Annotated in this window: 15 protein-coding genes; 11 read left to right on the forward strand and 4 right to left on the reverse strand. The window is 66.5% G+C overall.

Features of this window, described 5'->3' with window-relative positions; translation table 11 throughout:
* Positions 1-43: 43 nt before the first annotated feature.
* Positions 44-1,705 (reverse strand): DEAD/DEAH box helicase, encoded by a 1,662-nt coding sequence (locus AC07NI_RS06175; RefSeq protein WP_494616815.1) that lies wholly within the window; start codon positions 1,703-1,705, stop codon positions 44-46.
* Between the two features lie 126 nt (positions 1,706-1,831).
* On the opposite strand from AC07NI_RS06175, the gene AC07NI_RS06180 reads away from it, so the two are divergent.
* From AC07NI_RS06180 to mfd, 3 genes are read left to right on the forward strand one after another with little or no spacing between them, the layout of a single operon-like run.
* The gene (locus AC07NI_RS06180) at positions 1,832-2,563 is read left to right on the forward strand and encodes a class I SAM-dependent methyltransferase (RefSeq protein ID WP_494618294.1); all 732 of its coding nucleotides are present in this window, start codon (positions 1,832-1,834) and stop codon (positions 2,561-2,563) included.
* 23 nt (positions 2,564-2,586) lie between these two features.
* Complete coding sequence (locus tag AC07NI_RS06185) at positions 2,587-2,880, forward strand: FAD assembly factor SdhE (RefSeq protein WP_125158468.1); 294 nt, start codon at positions 2,587-2,589, stop codon at positions 2,878-2,880.
* 4 nt (positions 2,881-2,884) lie between these two features.
* The gene (gene mfd, locus AC07NI_RS06190) at positions 2,885-6,352 is read left to right on the forward strand and encodes a transcription-repair coupling factor (RefSeq protein ID WP_494616816.1); all 3,468 of its coding nucleotides are present in this window, start codon (positions 2,885-2,887) and stop codon (positions 6,350-6,352) included.
* A 101-nt stretch (positions 6,353-6,453) separates the two neighbouring features.
* Here mfd and AC07NI_RS06195 read toward each other — a convergent pair whose 3' ends face one another.
* Entirely contained in the window at positions 6,454-8,244 is a 1,791-nt protein-coding gene (locus tag AC07NI_RS06195) for a hypothetical protein (protein WP_494616817.1), read from the reverse strand.
* Between the two features lie 118 nt (positions 8,245-8,362).
* Positions 8,363-8,878 carry a GNAT family N-acetyltransferase gene (locus AC07NI_RS06200; RefSeq protein WP_494616818.1) on the reverse strand — a complete coding sequence of 172 codons (516 nt, stop codon included), beginning with the start codon at positions 8,876-8,878 and terminating at the stop codon, positions 8,363-8,365.
* Positions 8,879-9,019: 141 nt separating this feature from the next.
* Here AC07NI_RS06200 and secG point away from each other — a divergent pair, with 141 nt between their 5' ends.
* From secG to AC07NI_RS06220, 4 genes are all read left to right on the forward strand, one after another.
* Positions 9,020-9,559, forward strand: coding sequence for a preprotein translocase subunit SecG (gene secG / locus AC07NI_RS06205; RefSeq protein ID WP_494616819.1), 540 nt, complete (start codon positions 9,020-9,022; stop codon positions 9,557-9,559).
* A gap of 113 nt (positions 9,560-9,672) precedes the next feature.
* Positions 9,673-11,325 carry a CTP synthase gene (gene pyrG / locus AC07NI_RS06210; protein WP_494616820.1) on the forward strand — a complete coding sequence of 551 codons (1,653 nt, stop codon included), beginning with the start codon at positions 9,673-9,675 and terminating at the stop codon, positions 11,323-11,325.
* Positions 11,326-11,451: 126 nt separating this feature from the next.
* The gene (rpmF, locus tag AC07NI_RS06215; protein ID WP_010919589.1) at positions 11,452-11,634 is read left to right on the forward strand and encodes a 50S ribosomal protein L32; all 183 of its coding nucleotides are present in this window, start codon (positions 11,452-11,454) and stop codon (positions 11,632-11,634) included.
* Between the two features lie 183 nt (positions 11,635-11,817).
* Positions 11,818-12,753, forward strand: coding sequence for a retropepsin-like aspartic protease (locus AC07NI_RS06220; RefSeq protein WP_494616821.1), 936 nt, complete (start codon positions 11,818-11,820; stop codon positions 12,751-12,753).
* A 3-nt stretch (positions 12,754-12,756) separates the two neighbouring features.
* Here the strand turns inward: AC07NI_RS06220 and AC07NI_RS06225 are convergent, their stop codons facing one another.
* Positions 12,757-13,527, reverse strand: coding sequence for an enoyl-CoA hydratase (locus AC07NI_RS06225; protein WP_494616822.1), 771 nt, complete (start codon positions 13,525-13,527; stop codon positions 12,757-12,759).
* 113 nt (positions 13,528-13,640) lie between these two features.
* On the opposite strand from AC07NI_RS06225, the gene eno reads away from it, so the two are divergent.
* From eno to AC07NI_RS06245, 4 genes are all read left to right on the forward strand, one after another.
* Entirely contained in the window at positions 13,641-14,921 is a 1,281-nt protein-coding gene (eno, locus tag AC07NI_RS06230; protein WP_494616823.1) for a phosphopyruvate hydratase, read from the forward strand.
* 392 nt (positions 14,922-15,313) lie between these two features.
* Positions 15,314-15,616 carry an FtsB family cell division protein gene (locus tag AC07NI_RS06235; protein WP_047405705.1) on the forward strand — a complete coding sequence of 101 codons (303 nt, stop codon included), beginning with the start codon at positions 15,314-15,316 and terminating at the stop codon, positions 15,614-15,616.
* 167 nt (positions 15,617-15,783) lie between these two features.
* On the forward strand, positions 15,784-16,815 hold the full coding sequence (gene pdhA, locus AC07NI_RS06240) for a pyruvate dehydrogenase (acetyl-transferring) E1 component subunit alpha (protein ID WP_494616824.1): 1,032 nt from the start codon (positions 15,784-15,786) through the stop codon (positions 16,813-16,815).
* Complete coding sequence (locus tag AC07NI_RS06245; protein WP_494616825.1) at positions 16,812-18,173, forward strand: pyruvate dehydrogenase complex E1 component subunit beta; 1,362 nt, start codon at positions 16,812-16,814, stop codon at positions 18,171-18,173. Before pdhA ends, AC07NI_RS06245 begins: the two co-directional genes overlap by 4 nt.
* Positions 18,174-18,261: the final 88 nt, after the last annotated feature.

Here is an 18,261-nt window from a genome sequence, read left to right on the forward strand (position 1 = left end):
CGAGCGATCGTCCGGCGCTTCTGCATTGTGGGTCGGTCGAGGCTTACTTGCCGCGCGGCGGGCGCACCAGGAAGGCCGGGACGTCGTTGCCGAAGCCGACCACGCGACGGTCGTCGTCGTCGCGGTCGCGGACCGGCTGGACGCCGCGCACCGGGCGCTCAGGGCGTTCCGGACGGTCGCTACGTTCAGGGCGATCAGCGCGCTCCGGACGGTCGGCGCGTTCGGCACGCTCCGGACGCTCGGCGCGAGCGGGGCGTTCCGCGCGTTCGGGACGCTCGGTTTCAGCAACCGGAGCGGCTTCGGCGCGGGGCGCGCGCTCACCACGGGGCTCGCGTTCGCGGCGCGGACGGCGTTCGCGGGCGGGACGTTCCTCGGCGACGGCGGCTTCAGGAGCCTCGGCGGCCACGACAGTTTCCGCCGGCGCTTCAGCAGCGGCTTCCTCGGTGCGACGGCCACGGGCGCGGGGCGACGGACGCTCGCTGCGCTCACCGCGTTCGCCACCACGATCGCGGTCACGGCTGCCGCGCTTGCGATCGCGATCGCCTTCGCGCTTCACCGTCACGGCGTTCGAGTAGTCGAGCTCGAGCTTCTCTTCGTCCGGGGTCGAGCCGATCAGCTTGACGACCTTGTCGAAGCCCTTGTCGTCGGCCGGGGTCACCAGCATGTAGGTGATGCCCGTGCGCCCGGCGCGGCCGGTGCGGCCGATGCGGTGGACATAGTCGTCGGCGTGGTGCGGGACGTCGTAGTTGAAGACGTGGCTGACAGCCGGGATGTCCAGGCCGCGCGCGGCGACGTCCGAGGCCACCAGGATCTTCAGCGAACCGTCGCGGAAGGCCGCCAGGGTCTTGGTGCGCTGGCTCTGGTCCAGGTCGCCGTGGATGGCGGCGGCGTCGAAGCCATGCACCTTCAGCGACTTGGCGACGATGTCGACTTCGGTCTTGCGGTTGCAGAACACGATGCCGGTTTCGATCTGGGCCTTCTCGATCAGCGCGCGCAGCGCCAGGCGCTTGGCCTTGGGATCGGAGGAGGGGACCTTGACCAGCAGCTGGGTGATGTTGGCGTTGGTCGTCGCCGGCTTGGCCACCTCGATCCGGACCGGATCCTTGAGGAACTGCTTGGTCAGGCGAGTGATTTCCGGCGGCATGGTCGCCGAGAAGAACAAGGTCTGCTTCTTGGGCGGCGTCATCTTGAAGATGCGCTCGATGTCCGGGATGAAGCCCATGTCCAGCATGCGGTCGGCTTCGTCGACGACCAGGAACTGCACGCCGGTCATCAGCAGCTTGCCGCGCTCGAAGTGGTCGAGCAGGCGGCCCGGCGTGGCGATCAGCACGTCGACGCCGCGGTCCAGCTTCTTCTCCTGGTCGCCGAACGACACGCCGCCGATCAGCAGCGCCCACGAGAGCTTGGTGCCCTTGGCGTACTTCTCGAAGCTGGAGGCGACCTGGTCGGCCAGCTCGCGGGTCGGGGCGATGACCAGGGCGCGCGGCATGCGGGCCTTGGCGCGGCCCGACTGCAGCTTGTCGATCAGCGGGAGGGTGAAGGCGGCGGTCTTGCCGGTGCCCGTCTGGGCGATGCCGAGGACGTCCTGGCCGGCGAGGGCGACGGGGATGGCCTGGGCTTGAATGGGGGTCGCAGTCGTGTAGCCGGTATCGGCGACAGCCTGCAGGGTCGTGGGCGAAAGCCCGAGGTCGGAAAATTCGGTCATTTACACGCTGGTCTGAAACCCGGAGCCGCCCGTGCTTGGGCGAGCGGGCAGCGCGGATTCGCCAGACCTGCTCCGAAGTTGGGGATAAATAGGCCGAAAGCCGGCAAAGTCAATGCTGACAAGGCGATAGGAAGTGTTCGGAAGATGAGCGACGGCGGTTGGAGACGTTCCGCGAAAGCCTGGATCGCCGACATGGGCGATACCGGTGACTATGGCCGCCAGTACGTGCTCGACGCGCCGATGATCGCGCGGCTGCGGCTGTTGACGCCCGGCAAGGCCCTGGATGTCGGCTGCGGGGAGGGGCGGTTCTGCCGGATCCTGCGCGCCGAAGGCTTCGAGCCCGTGGGCCTGGACCCGACGCCGGAGCTGCTGGACGCCGCGCGGGCCAAGGACCCGGACGGCGCCTATGTCGACGGTCGCGCCGAGGCGCTGGACTTCGCGGACGCCAGCTTCGACCTCGTGGTCAGCTATCTGTCCCTGATCGACATCGAGCCAGCCGGCGAAGCGATCGCCGAGATGGTCCGAGTGCTGAAGCCCGGCGGGACCTTGCTGGTCGCCAACCTGACCAGCTTCTCGACCGCTCGCGCGGGCGGCGGCTGGCAGCGGAACCTGCTGGGCCGGCGCACGCACTTCGCCATCGACCGCTATCTGGAGCCGCGCGCCAGCTGGGACGCGTGGCGCGGCATCCGGGTGCTCAACTGGCACCGTCCGCTCAAGGACTACATGCAGTGGTTCTTGATCCAGGGCCTGATCCTGACTCATTTCGACGAACCGGCGCCGAACGGCGGGCCACCCGACCGTGCTGACAGATACCGGCGCGCGCCTTGGTACGTCATCATGGAGTGGCGCAAGCCCTGAGGCCGCTCTATATCCGCGAACACATGACCATCGACCATGACTCCCGCCTTCGGCGCCTTCGTTTCCGCGCCTGGCATCGCGGCTTCCGGGAAGCGGACCTCATTCTGGGCCCGTTCGCGGACGTCCATGGCCCGAACCTGACCCCAGAGCAGATCGACACGCTGGAAACCCTGCTCGAAGAGTCGGACCGCGAGATCTACGCCTGGATCGTCGGCCAGGAGCCGACGCCGGAAAAGTTCGAGACCGACGTCCTGGCGATGATCCGCGCGTTCAGGTTCGAGGCGCACGCTTCGCGCCCGACGGGGGACGGCGCTTAACAGCATGGCCTACGACTTAAAGCAGATCGCCAAGGCCGCCGGCGGCCTGACTCTCGCCGGCGCGCCGGAAGGCTTCGACGCGCTGGTGATGGCCGATATCGCCCGGGCGCGCGGCGGCCTGACCGCCTTCGTGGCCCGCGACACCGCCCGTGCCGGCGCGTTCGTCGACGCCCTAAAGTTCTTCGCCCCCGAGATCGAGGCGGTGCTGCTGCCCTCGTGGGACTGCCTGCCCTACGACCGCATCGGTCCGTCCTCGGGCGTCTCGGCCACGCGGATGGCGACCCTGTCGCGCCTGGCCCGGGGCCTGGGCGACAAGAAGCCGGCCATCTTGGTCATCGCCGCGCCGGCCCTGCTACAGCGCGTGCCGACCAAGGACGTGCTGCTGCGCGCCAGCTACTCGGCCAAGGTCGGCAATGTCGTCGATATCAAGGACCTGGAGCGCTATTTCGCCGTCAACGGCTACGCCCGCGCCTCCACCGTCTCCGAGCGCGGCGAGTTCGCGATCCGAGGCGGCGTCATCGACGTCTATCCGCCGGCCGCCGAAGAGCCGGTGCGCCTCGATCTCTTCGGCGACACGCTGGAAAGCATCCGCGCCTTCGATCCCGAGACCCAACGCTCGACCAAGCAGCTGAAGGAGATCGATCTCCTGCCGGTCAGCGAGGCCTTGCTGGACGCCGAGGGCATCTCGCGGTTCCGCAAGGGCTATGTCGCCGAGTTTGGCGCGCCGGGCGATGACCCGCTCTACGCCGCCGTTAGCGAGGGCGGCCGCCGCGCGGGCCTGGAGCACTGGCTGCCGCTGTTCTACGAGCGGATGGCGACCCTGTTCGACTATCTGCCCGATGGCAGCCTGATCGGCGTGGACCACCAGGCCGCCGAGGCTCGCGACGAGCGCCTGGCGATGATCGCCGACGCCTATGACGCCCGCGCCAGCGCCGACCGCAAGTCAGCCTACCGCCCGCTGGCGCCGCAGGCCCTGTACCTGACCGCCGCCGAATGGGACCGCGAGCTCACCGACCGCACGCACCGCCTGTTCACGCCGTTCCAGCCCCAGGGCCTGGACGTCGTCGACATGGGCGCGAAGCTCGGTCGCGTCTTCGCCGCCGAGCGGGCCCAGGACAGCGTCAACCTGTTCGAGGCCACCGCCGACCACGCCAAGAAACTGGCCGCCGACGGCAAGCGCGTGCTGTTCGCCTCCTGGTCCGAGGGCTCGTCCGAGCGCCTGGGGACCATGCTGGCCGACCACGGCCTGAAGAGGGTCCCGTTCGCCGGCTACTGGCAGGCAGCCAAGGCCAATGATCCGAAGACCCCGCAGCGCGTCGTGCTGCCGCTGGACCACGGCTTCGAGACCGAAAACCTGGCGGTCATTTCCGAGACCGACATCCTGGGTGACCGTCTGGCTCGCCCGCGCAAGAAGCGTCGCGCCGCCAATTTCCTGGCCGAGGCGTCCGCGCTGACGCCGGGCGACCTGGTCGTCCACATCGACCACGGCATCGGCCGCTACGAGGGCCTCAAGACCCTCGACGTGCAGGGCGCGCCGCACGACTGCCTGGACCTGATGTACGGCGGCGAGGCCAAGCTCTATCTGCCGGTCGAGAACATCGACCTGCTGACCCGCTACGGCGCCTCGGATCCCGACAGCGTCCAGCTGGACAAGCTGGGCGGCGCGGCCTGGCAGGGTCGCAAGGCCAAGGCCAAGGAACGCCTACGGGTCATGGCCGAGGGCCTGATCCAGATCGCCGCCGCCCGTCAGTTGAAGTCCGTCGAGGAAACCGACGCGCCGCAGGGCGTGTTCGACGAGTTCTGCGCCCGCTTCCCCTACGAGGAGACGGACGACCAGCTCAGCGCCATCCACGACGTGCTGGAGGATCTGGCGTCCGGCAAGCCCATGGACCGCCTGATCTGCGGCGACGTCGGTTTCGGCAAGACCGAGGTCGCCCTGCGCGCGGCGTTCGTGGTGGCGATGAGCGGCAAGCAGGTGGCCATCGTCTGCCCGACGACGCTGTTGGCCCGCCAGCACTACAAGACCTTCAAGGAGCGCTTCCAGGGCTGGCCGATCAAGGTCACGCGCCTGTCGCGCCTGGTCACCGGCAAGGAAGCCGCCGAGGCCCGCGAGGGCCTGGCCGACGGCACGATCGAGATCGTGGTCGGCACCCACGCGGTGCTGTCCAAGCAGGTCTCGTTCAAGGACCTGGGCATGGTCATCGTCGACGAGGAGCAGCACTTCGGGGTCAAGCACAAGGAGAAGCTCAAGGAGCTTCGCGCCGACGTGCACATGCTGACCCTGACCGCCACGCCGATCCCGCGCACCCTGCAGATGGCGCTGTCGGGCATCCGCGAGATGTCGATCATCGCCACCCCGCCGGTCGATCGCCTGGCGGTGCGGACCTATATCAGTCCGTTCGATCCGGTGACCCTGCGCGAGGCCCTGCTGCGCGAGAAGTACCGCGGCGGCCAGTCCTACTATGTCGTGCCGCGCATCAAGGACCTGGAGGACATCGAGAAGTTCCTCCGCACCCAGGTGCCCGAGGTGAAGTACGTCGTCGGCCACGGCCAGATGGCGGCCACCCAGCTGGAAGACGTGATGACGGCCTTCTACGAGGGCCAGTACGACGTGCTGCTGGCGACGACGATCGTCGAGAGCGGCCTCGACATCCCGTCGGCCAACACCCTGATCGTCCACCGCGCCGACATGTTCGGCCTGGCCCAGCTCTATCAGATCCGGGGCCGCGTCGGCCGCTCCAAGGCCCGCGCCTACGCCTATCTGACCACGCCGGTCGAGAAGTCGCTGACCCTGTCGGCGGAGAAGCGCCTGCAGGTGCTGCAGTCGCTGGACAGCCTGGGGGCCGGCTTCCAGCTGGCCAGCCACGACCTGGACCAGCGCGGCGGCGGCAACCTGCTGGGCGACGAGCAGAGCGGCCACATCAAGGAGATCGGCGTCGAGCTCTACCAGCAGATGCTGGAGGACGCCGTCGCCGAGCTGCGCCAACGCCAGGGCCAGGAAGCCCTGCTGGAAGACCGGGGCTGGTCGCCGCAGATCAATACCGGCGCGGCCGTGATGATTCCGGACGAATACGTGCCGGACCTGAACGTGCGCCTGTCGCTCTATCGCCGCCTGTCCGACGCCGAGCAGGCCGCCGATCGCGAAGCCCTGGCCGCCGAGATGATCGACCGCTTCGGCCCGCTGCCGCCCGAGACCGGCAGCTTGCTCAAGGTCGTCGCCATCAAGGGCCTGTGCCGCGAAGCCAATGTCGCCAAGATCGACGTGGGGCCCAAGGGCGCGGTGGCCAGCTTCCGCAACGACACCTACGCCAACCCGCTGGGGCTGATGCAGTATGTCGGCAAGAACAGCGTGATCTGGAAGGTGCGGCCGGACCAGAAGGTCGTGGTCAAGGGCGAGTGGGACACCCCGGCTCAGCGCCTCGACGCGGCCGAAAAGATCCTCACCGTCCTGGCTAAGCTCGCCAAGGAGTAGGCCATTTCGGTCAGGCGCCGAGTAGGCTGGCGGCGGACGCGCTGACGCTCGGCGCGGCGCAGCTGGTGATGCGCGCTCTGCCGGGCGGTGATCAGCGTCGGTCAGTCGGCGAAATAGGCCACGTGGATGTGCATGTGGCCGATGTCCTTGCCCAGGAAGACCAGGCCGCGATCCGGCTTGGTCTTCACGTGCTCCACGATCTCGTCGCGTGAGCAGACGATGGTGTCGCCGTTGCGCGTGTCGGTCAGCTTGACGATCTCGGGCACGCTGGTGGCCGGCATCAGGGCGGAGATGCCGTTGGCGGTCATGACGCCGAACTGACGCCACTTCTGGGGGCGCGGTTCCTTGCCGTTCCAGTTCTCGCCCAGGCGGGTGCTGGCCAGGTGCCGCACGGGGATGTCGCTGATGCCGAACAGGTTGTCCCGGCGCCATTGCTGATAGAACCAGCTGTCGACGCTGCCGGCCGAGCAGAAGCTCTCGCTGACGATGTTGGGCCAGCTGTCGCGGATGGCCGAGGCGCGGGCGTTGAACAGCTGGAAATAGCCATTCGGTTCGAAGTTGGTCGCTTCGCTGTCCTTGCCCTCGACCTTCTGGCTGTCGATGCGGGCGGTGAAGTACAGGCACCCCGGGTTCCACGAGTGCGACATGAAGAGCTCGTAGAAGCCCTCGTGCATGGTGATGTCGGCGTCGGTGAAGACGATCCAGTCGGCGTCCTTCAGGACCTTCAGGCCGTCATTGAGCATCTTGCCCTTGTTGAAGGCGTGGTCGTCCTCGAAGCAGCGATCCGAGATCACCAGGGTCGCGCCGTTCTCCTTGACCACCTCCTGGGTGCGGCGATCGTCGGTCGAGGTGACGACGATGATCTCGTCGAATTCGCGCATGTTGATCGGCAAGGTCTGGGCCAGGTCATCGCCGTAGCCGACCGAGGTCAGGACGCAGGCCACCTTGCGGGGCTTGGTCGAGTTGTGGCCAATGCCGACACGGCGGCCCGAGCTGGCGTCGCCGACATAGTTGTCGCGCGTCTCGACCTGGCGCTTCTGCATGTGCAGATCGGGGTCGAACATCTCATAGGCGCGCTTGCGGATCGCCGGGCTGCCCAGCTTCTTGAGGATCTGCTTGTGCTCGGCCGAGATGATGTCGCGGTCCAGCAGGTCCAGCTGCGACGGACCCGGCTGGGCCAGGCCGCAATAGTTGCAGAGGTCCAGCTGGTCCTTGAAGTCTTCCGGCGTGCGCTGCCACCAGCCGTGCTCGATCGGCCAGGCGCGTTCGCCGTTGAAATAGAGCCGGTCGATCGCGCCGGCCACTTCGCAGAAATAGGCGCCCTTGTCGTTGATCGTCGCCGACCAGAGCTTCTGAACCCAGCAGTTGTCGCGGTTATATTCCCACTCGGCGTCCGACATGCCGGTGGCCTGGGTGTAGTCCTTGCGCGAGATCAGCAGCGCCTGGTGCTGGCCGGCCGTCTCGTGCGTGTTGGTGTTGAAGTGGCTGTAGACCTCCATGATGGTCTCGTAGTTCTTGTAGAACCCGTTCCCGAGGCTGGTCCAAAGCCCGCGGCCGTTCGAACGGTCGAACAGGCGCTGGGTGGCGAAGTCGTTGAAGTCCTTGATCGGCGCCTTGCCGTTCGAGGTGTTCTCACCACCCCACAGGTCGGCAAAGCGACGCGAGATCTGCTCGAAATTGCCGTGCAGGGTCGGCTCGCCGGCGATGACGCCGATCACCTTGTTGGGGGCGTTCCAGCCTTCCATGCTCCTGACCGAGCGCTCGAAGGTCTCCAGCTCCATGTCGCGGCGCTGTGTCTGGTGCGGGATCAGGCGCGTGCAGTTGCTGCAGGCCAGGTGGCACTTGGTGCTGATGTCGATCTGGACGATGTCCATGTCGGCGGGCGAGCGCATCGGGATCTCCGTTCCGGTCGCGGCCGATTCGAGGCGCGATGGTTAACAGGGAAGATGCCTGCGTTAACTTTCGCGGTCGATAATACTGATCGCCGCACCCCTTTATTTAAATCCGCATCTAGAGCTGAAGCCCGTAGAGCCGGCGATCGCGCCGCTCGCCGTCGCGGTGCACGGCGCCCTTCAGATAGCCCTCGGCCTTGAAGCCCAGCTTCTCCAGCAGGCGCTCGGCGCGATTGTCGCCGACGTGGATGCTGGCCACCAGGCTCTTGAGGCCCTTGGCGGCGGCGTGGGCGAGGAGGGCGCTGACGGCTTCCGCGCCGAAGCCCTGGCCCCAGCCCTTGCGGTCGACCACGAAGCGAATCTCGGCCCGCTCGTGGCGCTTGTCGATGTCGATGAAGTCGCAATAGCCCAGATACGCCCCGCTCAGCGTGTGGCGGATGCTCCAGTAGGCGGCGTCGCCAGCCGTCATCTCGTCGACCTGGGCGGCGACGCGGCTGGCCACCTCGTCCGGATCCTCGATCGGCTCCTGGTCGAGGTTGGACATCACCTCCGCGTCACTCAGGAACGGATAGATCAGGGGCGCGTCGTCGACCTTCAGCGGAGCGAGGGTCAGGCGTTCGGTCTCGAGGATCATACGGTCCGACGGTCTAGCTTCAGGGGTTGCGTTCGGGAGCACGCTTCCCAGCTATGGCGCGGAGCGCTCGCTAGTGGTAGAGGGGCCGCTTCGTTTTTAACGCGGCATTTCGCCCGCGCCCGGATCGAGAATACATTCCACATGCTTATCGGCGTCCTGCTGGCCATCAATATCGTCGTCTGCCTCGGTCTGATCGGGGTGGTGCTGCTGCAGCGCTCCGAAGGCGGCGCGCTGGGCATGGGCGGCGGCAACACCGGCTTCATGACCGCCCGCGGCGCCGGTGATTTGCTGACCCGCATCACCTGGATTCTGTTCTCGGTCTTCCTCCTGATCAGCCTGACGCTGACCATCCTGACGGGCCGCGCCAACAGCGGCGGTTCGGTGGCCGACCAGGTCAAGGGCCTGGACGCCAAGACCCTGAACGCGGCTCCCGCCCCGGTGGCTCCGGCGCCGGGTTCGCTGAACTCGCTGCCGGCTTCGCCTGACAGCCAGCCGGGCGCCATCCAGGCCCCGACCCCGCAGATCAACACGCCGGCCCCGGCCGCCGCGCAGCCTTCGCTGCTGGCGCCGACCCCGGCTCCGAAGACCGAAGCCAAGAAGCCGGCCCCCGCCGCCAAGGCTCCGGCGGCCGCCCCGACCCCGACGGTCGCGGCCCCGCCGGCGGAACAGCCCAAGCAATAACCGTCCCAAGACGGCCTTCCACTGACCCCCGAGGGCAACCTCGGGGGTTTAATCTTGTTGATGAACGCAGGTCTTTTTCCGGCGTCGTCGAATCACGGGTAAGCTGATCGCCCATGACGCGGTACATTTTCATCACCGGCGGCGTGGTTTCCTCGCTTGGCAAGGGTTTGGCCTCGGCGGCGCTCGGCGCGCTGCTGCAAGCGCGCGGCTACACGGTCCGTCTTCGTAAGCTCGATCCCTATCTCAACGTCGATCCGGGCACGATGAGCCCGTATCAGCACGGCGAGGTCTTCGTGACCGACGACGGGGCGGAAACCGACCTCGACCTGGGCCACTACGAGCGCTTCACCGGTGTCTCGGCCAAGAAGGCCGACAACATCACCACGGGCCAGATCTACAAGACGATCATCGAGAAGGAGCGCCGCGGCGACTATCTCGGCGCGACCGTCCAGGTGATTCCGCACGTCACCAACGAGATCAAGGACTTCGTCCTGTCGCCCGCCATGGACGAGACGGGCAAGAAGCCGGTCGACTTCGTGCTGGTCGAGATCGGCGGCACGGTCGGCGACATCGAGGGCCTTCCGTTCTTCGAGGCCATCCGCCAGCTGCGCCAGGACCTGCCGCGCGGCCAGAGCTGCTACCTGCACCTGACCTTGCTGCCGTTCATCAAGACGGCCGGCGAGATGAAGACCAAGCCGACCCAGCACTCGGTCAAGGAACTGCGCTCGATCGGCATCCAGCCGGACATCCTGCTGTGCCGCTGCGAGCAGGAAATTCCGGCCGAGGAAAAGCGCAAGATCGCCCAGTTCTGCAATGTCCGCCCCAGCGCGGTCATTCAGGCGATGGACTCGGCCTCGATCTACGCCGTGCCGATCGACTATCACGAGCAGGGCCTGGACGCTGAAGTGCTGGACGTCTTCGGCATGAACGATGCGCCGGCCCCGGACCTGACGCGCTGGAAGACCATCGACAACACCGTCCAGCACCCCGACGGCGAGGTCACCATCGCCGTCGTCGGCAAATACACCGTCCTGAAGGACGCCTATAAGTCGCTGATCGAGGCCCTTCACCACGGCGGCCTGGCCAACAAGGTCAAGGTCAACCTGGACTGGGTAGAGAGCGAGACCTTCGAGGGCGACGAGGGGGCCGCTGCCGCCCGTCTCGAGAACGCCCACGCCATCATGGTGCCCGGCGGCTTCGGCGAGCGGGGCGCGGAGGGCAAGATCCGCGCGGCCCAGTTCGCCCGCGAACGGAAGGTGCCGTACTTCGGCATCTGCTTCGGCATGCAGATGGCGGTTATCGAGACCCTGCGGAACGTCGCGGGGATCAAGGACGCCAGCTCGTCCGAATTCGGCCCCACGGAGCGTCCGGTGGTCGGCATCATGACCGAGTGGATCAAGGGCAACGAGACGGTCCAGCGCCGCTCCAACGACGATCTGGGCGGCACCATGCGCCTGGGGGCCTACGACGCCGTCCTGACCGCCGGTTCGAAGGTCGCGGAGATCTATGGCTCCACCGACATCAGCGAGCGCCACCGCCACCGCTACGAGGTCAATATCGGCTACGTCCACCTGATGGAGGACGCCGGCCTGAAACTGACCGGCCGCTCGCCCAACGGCGTGCTGCCCGAGATCGTCGAGCGGGACGACCATCCGTGGTTCATCGGGGTGCAATATCACCCGGAACTGAAGAGCCGCCCGTTCGCCCCGCACCCCTTGTTCGCCAGCTTTATCGCTGCGGCCAAGGAGCACGGACGCCTCGTCTAAAGCCCTTTTCCCCAGGTGCTTGCATCTGGGGAGAGATTCGGGCATAAGCCCCCGCTCACGCGGCGGCCTGGGTCGAACCCTAGTCGCCGCTTCCGATTTTCACGCTCAGCGAGCAGAGTCACTTCGATGGCCGTTCCCAAAAGAAAAACTTCGCCTTCTCGCCGGAACATGCGCCGGTCGCACCACGCCCTGGGCGCTAACTCGTTCATCGAGGACAAGGACACCGGCGAGCTGCGCCGTCCGCACCATGTCGATCTGAAGACCGGCATGTACAACGGCAAGCAGATCCTGACCCCGAAGGAAGACTAAGGTCTCCTTTCGTCAGTGACGATTTCGAAAACGCCGCCTGGGTATCCCGGGCGGCGTTTTTCGTCGTATTTTCGTCGTACGCTCAAAAAACGGTGTTAGCCTTCCGTACAGGGAGGTACGCCCATGCTCACACGCCGAAATCTAACGGCGGGACTGGGGATTTCACTGGCTGCGACATCGGCGATGGCCGAGGCCGTGACCCCCGTTTCCGTGAACCAGACGCCGCCGCTAACGGCCGCGACACCGCCGCCGCCTGACGAACCCGTCCTGATCCTGGATGCATCCATGGATGGCGACGACAGGCTCACGGTCGAGGTGGTGATCAACGGGCAGGGGCCCTTCAACTTCGTCGTGGATACGGGAGCAGGGCGCAGTGTTCTGACGCCCAGCATCGCCGAGAAGCTGAACCTGCCGGCCGGTCCGAACATCCTCATCCACGGTATTTCCAGCGCCATCACCAGCCCGACGGCTCGCATCGAGAGCATGCAGGCCGGAGAGGCGAGGCTGGGCAGCGCGACCCTGCCGGTGCTGCCGTACGAACGGGTCGGCGCCGACGGTCTGCTGGGCGTCGACATCTTGGATCGCCGCAACGTGGTCATGGACTTCAAGAAGCGCCAGCTTCTGATCCGCCGCAGCCGATACTTCTCGGAACTGAACCGCCGAGCGGACGAGATCTCGGTGCCCGCCGACGCCCGTTTCGGGCGGCTGACCCTGACGGACGTGCGCATCGGCGGCAGCCGCGCGACAGCCTTCATCGATTCCGGTGGCGGGGTGTCGATCGGCAACATGGCGCTTCAACGCGCGATCGCGGCCCGGCGGCGTCGCTCGGCCGACTTCGTCAAGCAGGCGCGGCTTTTGACCGCCGGCGGTGAAATCTATCTCGGCGAGTTCCGCGTCGTGCCGTCGATCAGCATGGGCAATCTGCAGCTGACCAACATCCCGATGGCTTTCGCCGACGTGCACATCTTCGACGTCTGGGGGCTGAACGACCGGCCCGCGGCGCTGATCGGAGCCGACGTGCTGAAGCTGTTCGCCAAGGTCGAGCTGGACTTCGGCTCGGACCGGGTCCTGTTCAAGCTGGGCCAGAAGAACGGACTGACGCCGATCTACAACGTCTGAGGCCTACTGGGAGCGGCCGCGCGCCATGACCTGGCGGCGGCGTTCCTCGACCTTCTCGGGCGTGACCTCGCGATTGTGGCCGCTGGACCGGGCGTGCTCGGTCTTCAGCCCGTCGCCGAAGGACTGGGCGTAGCCATCGTCGATCAGCGACTTGTAGAAGGCCAGGGTCTCGACCGGGATCGTCGCCATGTCCTGCGCCAGCTTCAGAGCGGTCGGCAGGAGGTCGGCCGCCGGGACGACGCGATTGACCAGGCCCCAGTCGGCGGCGGTGGCGGCGTCCAGGAAGTTGCCGGTCAGGGACAGCTCCTTGGCGCGGTAGAGACCGATGAGTCGCGACAACTTCTGCGACAGACCCCAGCCCGGCATGATCCCGACCCGGGCGTGGGTGTCGGCGAAGCGGGCGTTCTCCGAGGCGATCAGCACGTCGCAGGCCAGGGCCAGCTCGAAGCCGCCGGTGATGGCCACCCCGTTGATCGCGCCGATGACGGGCTTGCGGCAGGTCTCGACCGCACGGACCGGATTGGAGCGGGCGTCCTGATCATTGGCCGCGCCCATGGCGCTGGCGTCGCCGCCCAGTTCCTTCAAGTCCAGGCCCGCCGTGAAGGCCTTCTCGCCCGCGCCGGTCAGGATCACGACGCTGACGTCGGGATCGGCGTCCAGGGCGACCATGGTGTCGTACAGCGCCTTCCTCAGGGCCTTGGAGAGGGCGTTCATCGCCTCGGGGCGATTGAGGGTGACGATGGCGATCGGGCCGTGGCGTTCGACGTCCAGCATGGGATCCTCCCTTTGTGAGCGATGATCAGTCGGCCGCCCGAAGGGAAGTCAAGTTGCGCCCGAAGCGCATGGCGGCTAAAGCCACCGCGCCTTTTGGCCTTGAGGAGCAGTCCATGACCGAGATCGTCGACATCATCGCCCGCGAAATTCTCGACAGCCGGGGCAACCCGACCGTCGAAGTCGATGTGATCCTGGACGACGGCGCGTTCGGCCGCGCGGCAGTGCCGTCGGGCGCCTCGACGGGCGCCCACGAAGCCAACGAAAAGCGTGACGGCGACACGACCCGCTACGGCGGCAAGGGCGTTCTGCAGGCCGTGGACGCGGTCAATGGCGAGATCTTCGACGCCCTGTCGGGCGTGGACGCCGAGGACCAGCGCCGCGTCGACAACCTGCTGATCGAACTGGACGGCACGCCGAACAAGGCCCGCCTGGGCGCCAACGCCATCCTGGGCGTCTCGCTGGCCACCGCCAAGGCCGCCGCCGAGTCGGCCGGCCTGCCGCTCTACAAGTACGTCGGCGGCGTGAACGCCCGCGTGCTGCCGACCCCGATGATGAACATCATCAACGGCGGCGCCCACGCCGACAACCCGATCGACATCCAGGAATTCATGATCCTGCCGACCGGCGCGCTGAGCTTCCGCGAAGGCCTGCGCATGGGCGCCGAGATCTTCCACAGCCTGAAGAAGGCCCTGAAGGACGCTGGCCACAACACCAACGTCGGCGACGAGGGCGGCTTCGCCCCGAACCTGGCGTCGGCCGAAGCCGCGCTCGACTTCATCGTCAAGGCTGGCGAGAAGGCCGGCTACAAGGCCGGTGACGACTTCGTCCTGGGCCTGGACGTCGCCTCGACCGAGTTCTTCAAGAACGGCAAGTACGAGCTGGAAGGCGAAGGCAAGTCGCTGGATCCGGCCCAGATGGTCGACTACCTGGCCGGCCTGGCCGCCAAGTTCCCGATCCTGTCGATCGAGGACGGCATGGCCGAGGACGACTTCGAAGGCTGGAAGCTGCTGACCGACACCCTGGGCAAGAAGGTCCAGCTGGTCGGCGACGACCTGTTCGTCACCAACCCCAAGCGCCTGCAGCTGGGCCTGGACCAAGGCCTAGCCAACTCGATCCTGGTCAAGGTGAACCAGATCGGCACGCTGTCGGAAACCATCGACGCCGTCGATCTGGCCCACCGTCACGGCTACACCAGCGTCATGAGCCACCGCTCGGGCGAGACCGAGGACTCGACGATCGCCGACCTGGCCGTCGCCCTGAACTGCGGTCAGATCAAGACCGGCTCGCTGGCCCGCTCGGACCGTACGGCCAAGTACAACCAGCTGCTCCGCATCGAGGAAATGCTGGACGATCAAGGCGTCTATGCCGGCCGCAAGGCGCTGAAGGTCCGCTAGGACGCTTCAACCCCGCTGAACACGTCGAGGGCGCGGTTTCCGAAAGGGAGCCGCGCCCTTTGCTTTGCGCGCTGCGGGGAAGGCGAGGGGGCTCGGTGATGGCGATTCTGCGCCTCCCGAGACCTTGGATCGGGTCACCAGAAGGGTTAGCGCGCCGGTTAACCCACAAATTTTCTAAAAGCCTGGCAGTGGTTTCAAACGAGACCATTTCCGCGCTGTTCGCGGTCGCGAAATGGCTTCGCCCATGCAGTATCTAGATGCGCGTGAAACGATCTCACGTGAAAGCATCGCTCGCCTGACCGGCGAACTAGCAAAGACCCTTCTCAAAGCCCGGATTTAGAAGGCGTTAAGCACGATCGGCGATCCTGCGACTCCCTCTCTGGGACCCTGAGATGTTCGCCCGACTGCAACCCTTCCTGCCGACTGCGGCGATCTTTTTCCTGATTTTCTACTTCGCCTTTCACGCTTTGACGGGTGATCGAGGCCTGCTGTCCATTTCGCAGCGCAATGCGGACCTCGCAGCAAAAACAAAGGAACTCAGGAAGATACGCGCGGAGAGGATGGACCTTGAGGCCCGTGCTCGTCTATTACGCAGCGGCAGTCTGTCGGCTGATCTCCTGGAGGAGCGCGCGCGTTCCCTCCTAGGATATGCCGACCCGAGGGACTATGTGATCCGGGTCAAGCGTCCAAGCTGACGGGTCGCCTATTCCTGGAATCGGCTGCTGGTTGGTTCGCGGATCACCCCGATCCCGGATTGATCTTGGCAAGACACCAGGGCGTTTCCTACGCGGAACCGACGATTTTTCGGCGGGTGGCGCTCTCAGGACGAAGGCCGCGATGAAGATTGGCCAGGGAGATTTGAATGGCGCGTACGCGCAAGGCTGAGGCCTCTGAGGCGAAGGGCGTAGACACCGGTGTCAACGCTTTCGTCGGCAAGGACGAACTCCTGAAATTCTATCAGGACATGCTGCTGATCCGCCGCTTCGAGGAGCGCGCTGGCCAGCTGTACGGCATGGGCCTGATCGGCGGCTTCTGCCACCTGTACATCGGTCAGGAAGCCATCGCGGTCGGCATGCAGTCGATCTCGCAGAAGGGCGACCAGATCATCACGGGCTACCGTGACCACGGCCACATGCTGGCCGCCGGCATGGATCCCCGCGAAGTGATGGCCGAGCTGACCGGTCGCGCCGGCGGTTCGTCGCGCGGCAAGGGCGGCTCGATGCACATGTTCGACATCGAGACCGGCTTCTACGGCGGCCACGGCATCGTCGGCGCGCAAGTCGCGCTCGGCACCGGCCTGGCGCTGGCCAACAGCTACAAGGGCAATGGCAACGTCAGCTACGCCTATATGGGCGACGGTGCGGCCAACCAGGGCCAGGTCTACGAGAGCTTCAACATGGCCCAGCTGTGGAAGCTGCCGGTCGTGTACGTGATCGAGAACAACCAGTACGCCATGGGCACCAGCGTCGAGCGCGCCGCCTCGGAAACCGCGTTCCACAAGCGCGGCGTCTCGTTCCGGATCCCGGGCGAGGAAGTCGATGGCATGGACATCGTCGCCGTCCGTGAAGCCGGCGCGCGCGCCACCGAGCACGCCCGTAGCGGCGCGGGTCCGTACATCCTCGAGATGAAGACCTATCGCTATCGCGGTCACTCGATGTCTGACCCGGCCAAGTACCGCACCAAGGAAGAGGTCGACGAGGTCAAGACGACCCGCGACCCGATCGACCACATCAAGGAACGCCTGGCCAAGGCCGGCGTCACCGAAGACGACCTGAAGGGCGTCGACGCGGAAGTGAAGCGCATCGTCGCCGAGGCCGCCGAGTTCGCCCGCACGAGCCCCGAGCCTGATCCCTCGGAACTGTATACCGACGTCTACCTGGAGGCCGCCGAGTGACGGACATCCTGATGCCCGCGCTTTCCCCCACGATGGAGGAAGGCACCCTGGCCAAGTGGCTCGTCAAGGAAGGCGACACCATCAAGGCCGGCGACGTGATCGCCGAGATCGAGACCGACAAGGCGACGATGGAAGTCGAAGCCGTGGACGAAGGCGTGGTGGAAGCCATCCTGGTTCCGGCCGGCAGCGAGAACGTCAAGGTCAACACCCTGATCGCCCGCCTGAAGGGCGAGGGCGAAGCCGCGGCCCCGGCCGCTCCGGCTGCTGCTCCCGTCGCTGAAGCCGCTCCGGCTCCGGTCGCCGCTGCTCCGGCCGCGGCTGGCCCGATCTCGGCCGCCTCGACCTTCGCCGACCCGGAAATCCCGGCCGGCACGCCGATGAAGAAGATCACGGTCCGCGACGCCCTGCGCGACGCCATGGCCGAGGAAATGCGCAAGGACGATCGCGTCTTCCTGATGGGCGAGGAAGTCGCCCAGTACCAAGGCGCCTACAAGGTCAGCCGTGAGCTGCTGCAAGAGTTTGGCGACAAGCGCGTCATCGACACCCCGATCACCGAGCACGGCTTCGCCGGCATGGGCGTCGGCGCGGCGATGGCCGGCCTGAAGCCGATCGTCGAGTTCATGACCTGGAACTTCGCCATGCAGGCGATCGACCACATCATCAACTCGGCCGCCAAGACGCTGTACATGTCGGGCGGCCAGATCAAGTCGTCGATCGTGTTCCGCGGCCCGAACGGCGCGGCCTCGCGCGTCGGCGCCCAGCACAGCCAGGACTACGCCGCCTGGTACGGCAATGTCCCGGGCCTGAAGGTCGTCGCGCCGTATGACGCGGCCGACGCCAAGGGCCTGCTCAAGGCCGCCATCCGCGATCCGAACCCCGTCGTCTTCCTCGAACACGAGATGATGTACGGCCACGAGTTCGACATCCCGGACGTCGAGGACTGGGTCGTGCCGATCGGCAAGGCCAAGGTCCGTCGCGAAGGCACTGACGTCACCCTGGTGGCCTACAGCCGCATGGTGGGCTTCGCCCTGAAGGCGGCCGAAGAACTGGAAAAGGAAGGCATTTCGGCCGAGGTCGTCGACCTGCGCACGATCCGCCCGATGGACCACGCCACCGTCCTGGAAAGCGTCAAGAAGACCAACCGTCTGGTCACGGTCGAGGAAGGCTGGGGCCCGATGGGCATCGGCGCCGAGGTCGTTGCGCGCATCACGGAGTTCGGCTTCGACTATCTGGACGCCCCGCCGCTGCGGGTCCACCAGGAAGACGTGCCGCTCCCGTACGCGGCCAACCTGGAAGCCCTGTCGCTGCCCTCGGTCGAGAAGATCGTGAAAGCCGCCAAGACGGTCAGCTACCGCTAAGAACGGCGCGGCCCTTGCTCCCGACGAGCAGGGGCCGCATCGTCTCGGCCAACGAATTCATCCCGCTTCAAAGCGGGGTATCGCGGAC

It is taken from the genome of Caulobacter sp. GW821-FHT10E02, from assembly GCF_059415225.1.

Coding starts and splice junctions, on each gene's coding strand:
- pyrG (WP_494616820.1), top strand. CDS start 9,673: ATGACGCGGTACATTTTCATCACCGGCGGCGTGGTTTCCTCGCTTGGC.
- AC07NI_RS06225 (WP_494616822.1), bottom strand. CDS start 13,527: ATGCTGGACGTCGAACGCCACGGCCCGATCGCCATCGTCACCCTCAAT.
- AC07NI_RS06200 (WP_494616818.1), bottom strand. CDS start 8,878: ATGATCCTCGAGACCGAACGCCTGACCCTCGCTCCGCTGAAGGTCGAC.
- mfd (WP_494616816.1), top strand. CDS start 2,885: ATGGCCTACGACTTAAAGCAGATCGCCAAGGCCGCCGGCGGCCTGACT.
- AC07NI_RS06175 (WP_494616815.1), bottom strand. CDS start 1,705: ATGACCGAATTTTCCGACCTCGGGCTTTCGCCCACGACCCTGCAGGCT.
- AC07NI_RS06235 (WP_047405705.1), top strand. CDS start 15,314: ATGTTCGCCCGACTGCAACCCTTCCTGCCGACTGCGGCGATCTTTTTC.
- AC07NI_RS06185 (WP_125158468.1), top strand. CDS start 2,587: ATGACCATCGACCATGACTCCCGCCTTCGGCGCCTTCGTTTCCGCGCC.
- AC07NI_RS06220 (WP_494616821.1), top strand. CDS start 11,818: ATGGCCGAGGCCGTGACCCCCGTTTCCGTGAACCAGACGCCGCCGCTA.
- AC07NI_RS06195 (WP_494616817.1), bottom strand. CDS start 8,244: ATGCGCTCGCCCGCCGACATGGACATCGTCCAGATCGACATCAGCACC.
- secG (WP_494616819.1), top strand. CDS start 9,020: ATGCTTATCGGCGTCCTGCTGGCCATCAATATCGTCGTCTGCCTCGGT.
- rpmF (WP_010919589.1), top strand. CDS start 11,452: ATGGCCGTTCCCAAAAGAAAAACTTCGCCTTCTCGCCGGAACATGCGC.
- eno (WP_494616823.1), top strand. CDS start 13,641: ATGACCGAGATCGTCGACATCATCGCCCGCGAAATTCTCGACAGCCGG.
- pdhA (WP_494616824.1), top strand. CDS start 15,784: ATGGCGCGTACGCGCAAGGCTGAGGCCTCTGAGGCGAAGGGCGTAGAC.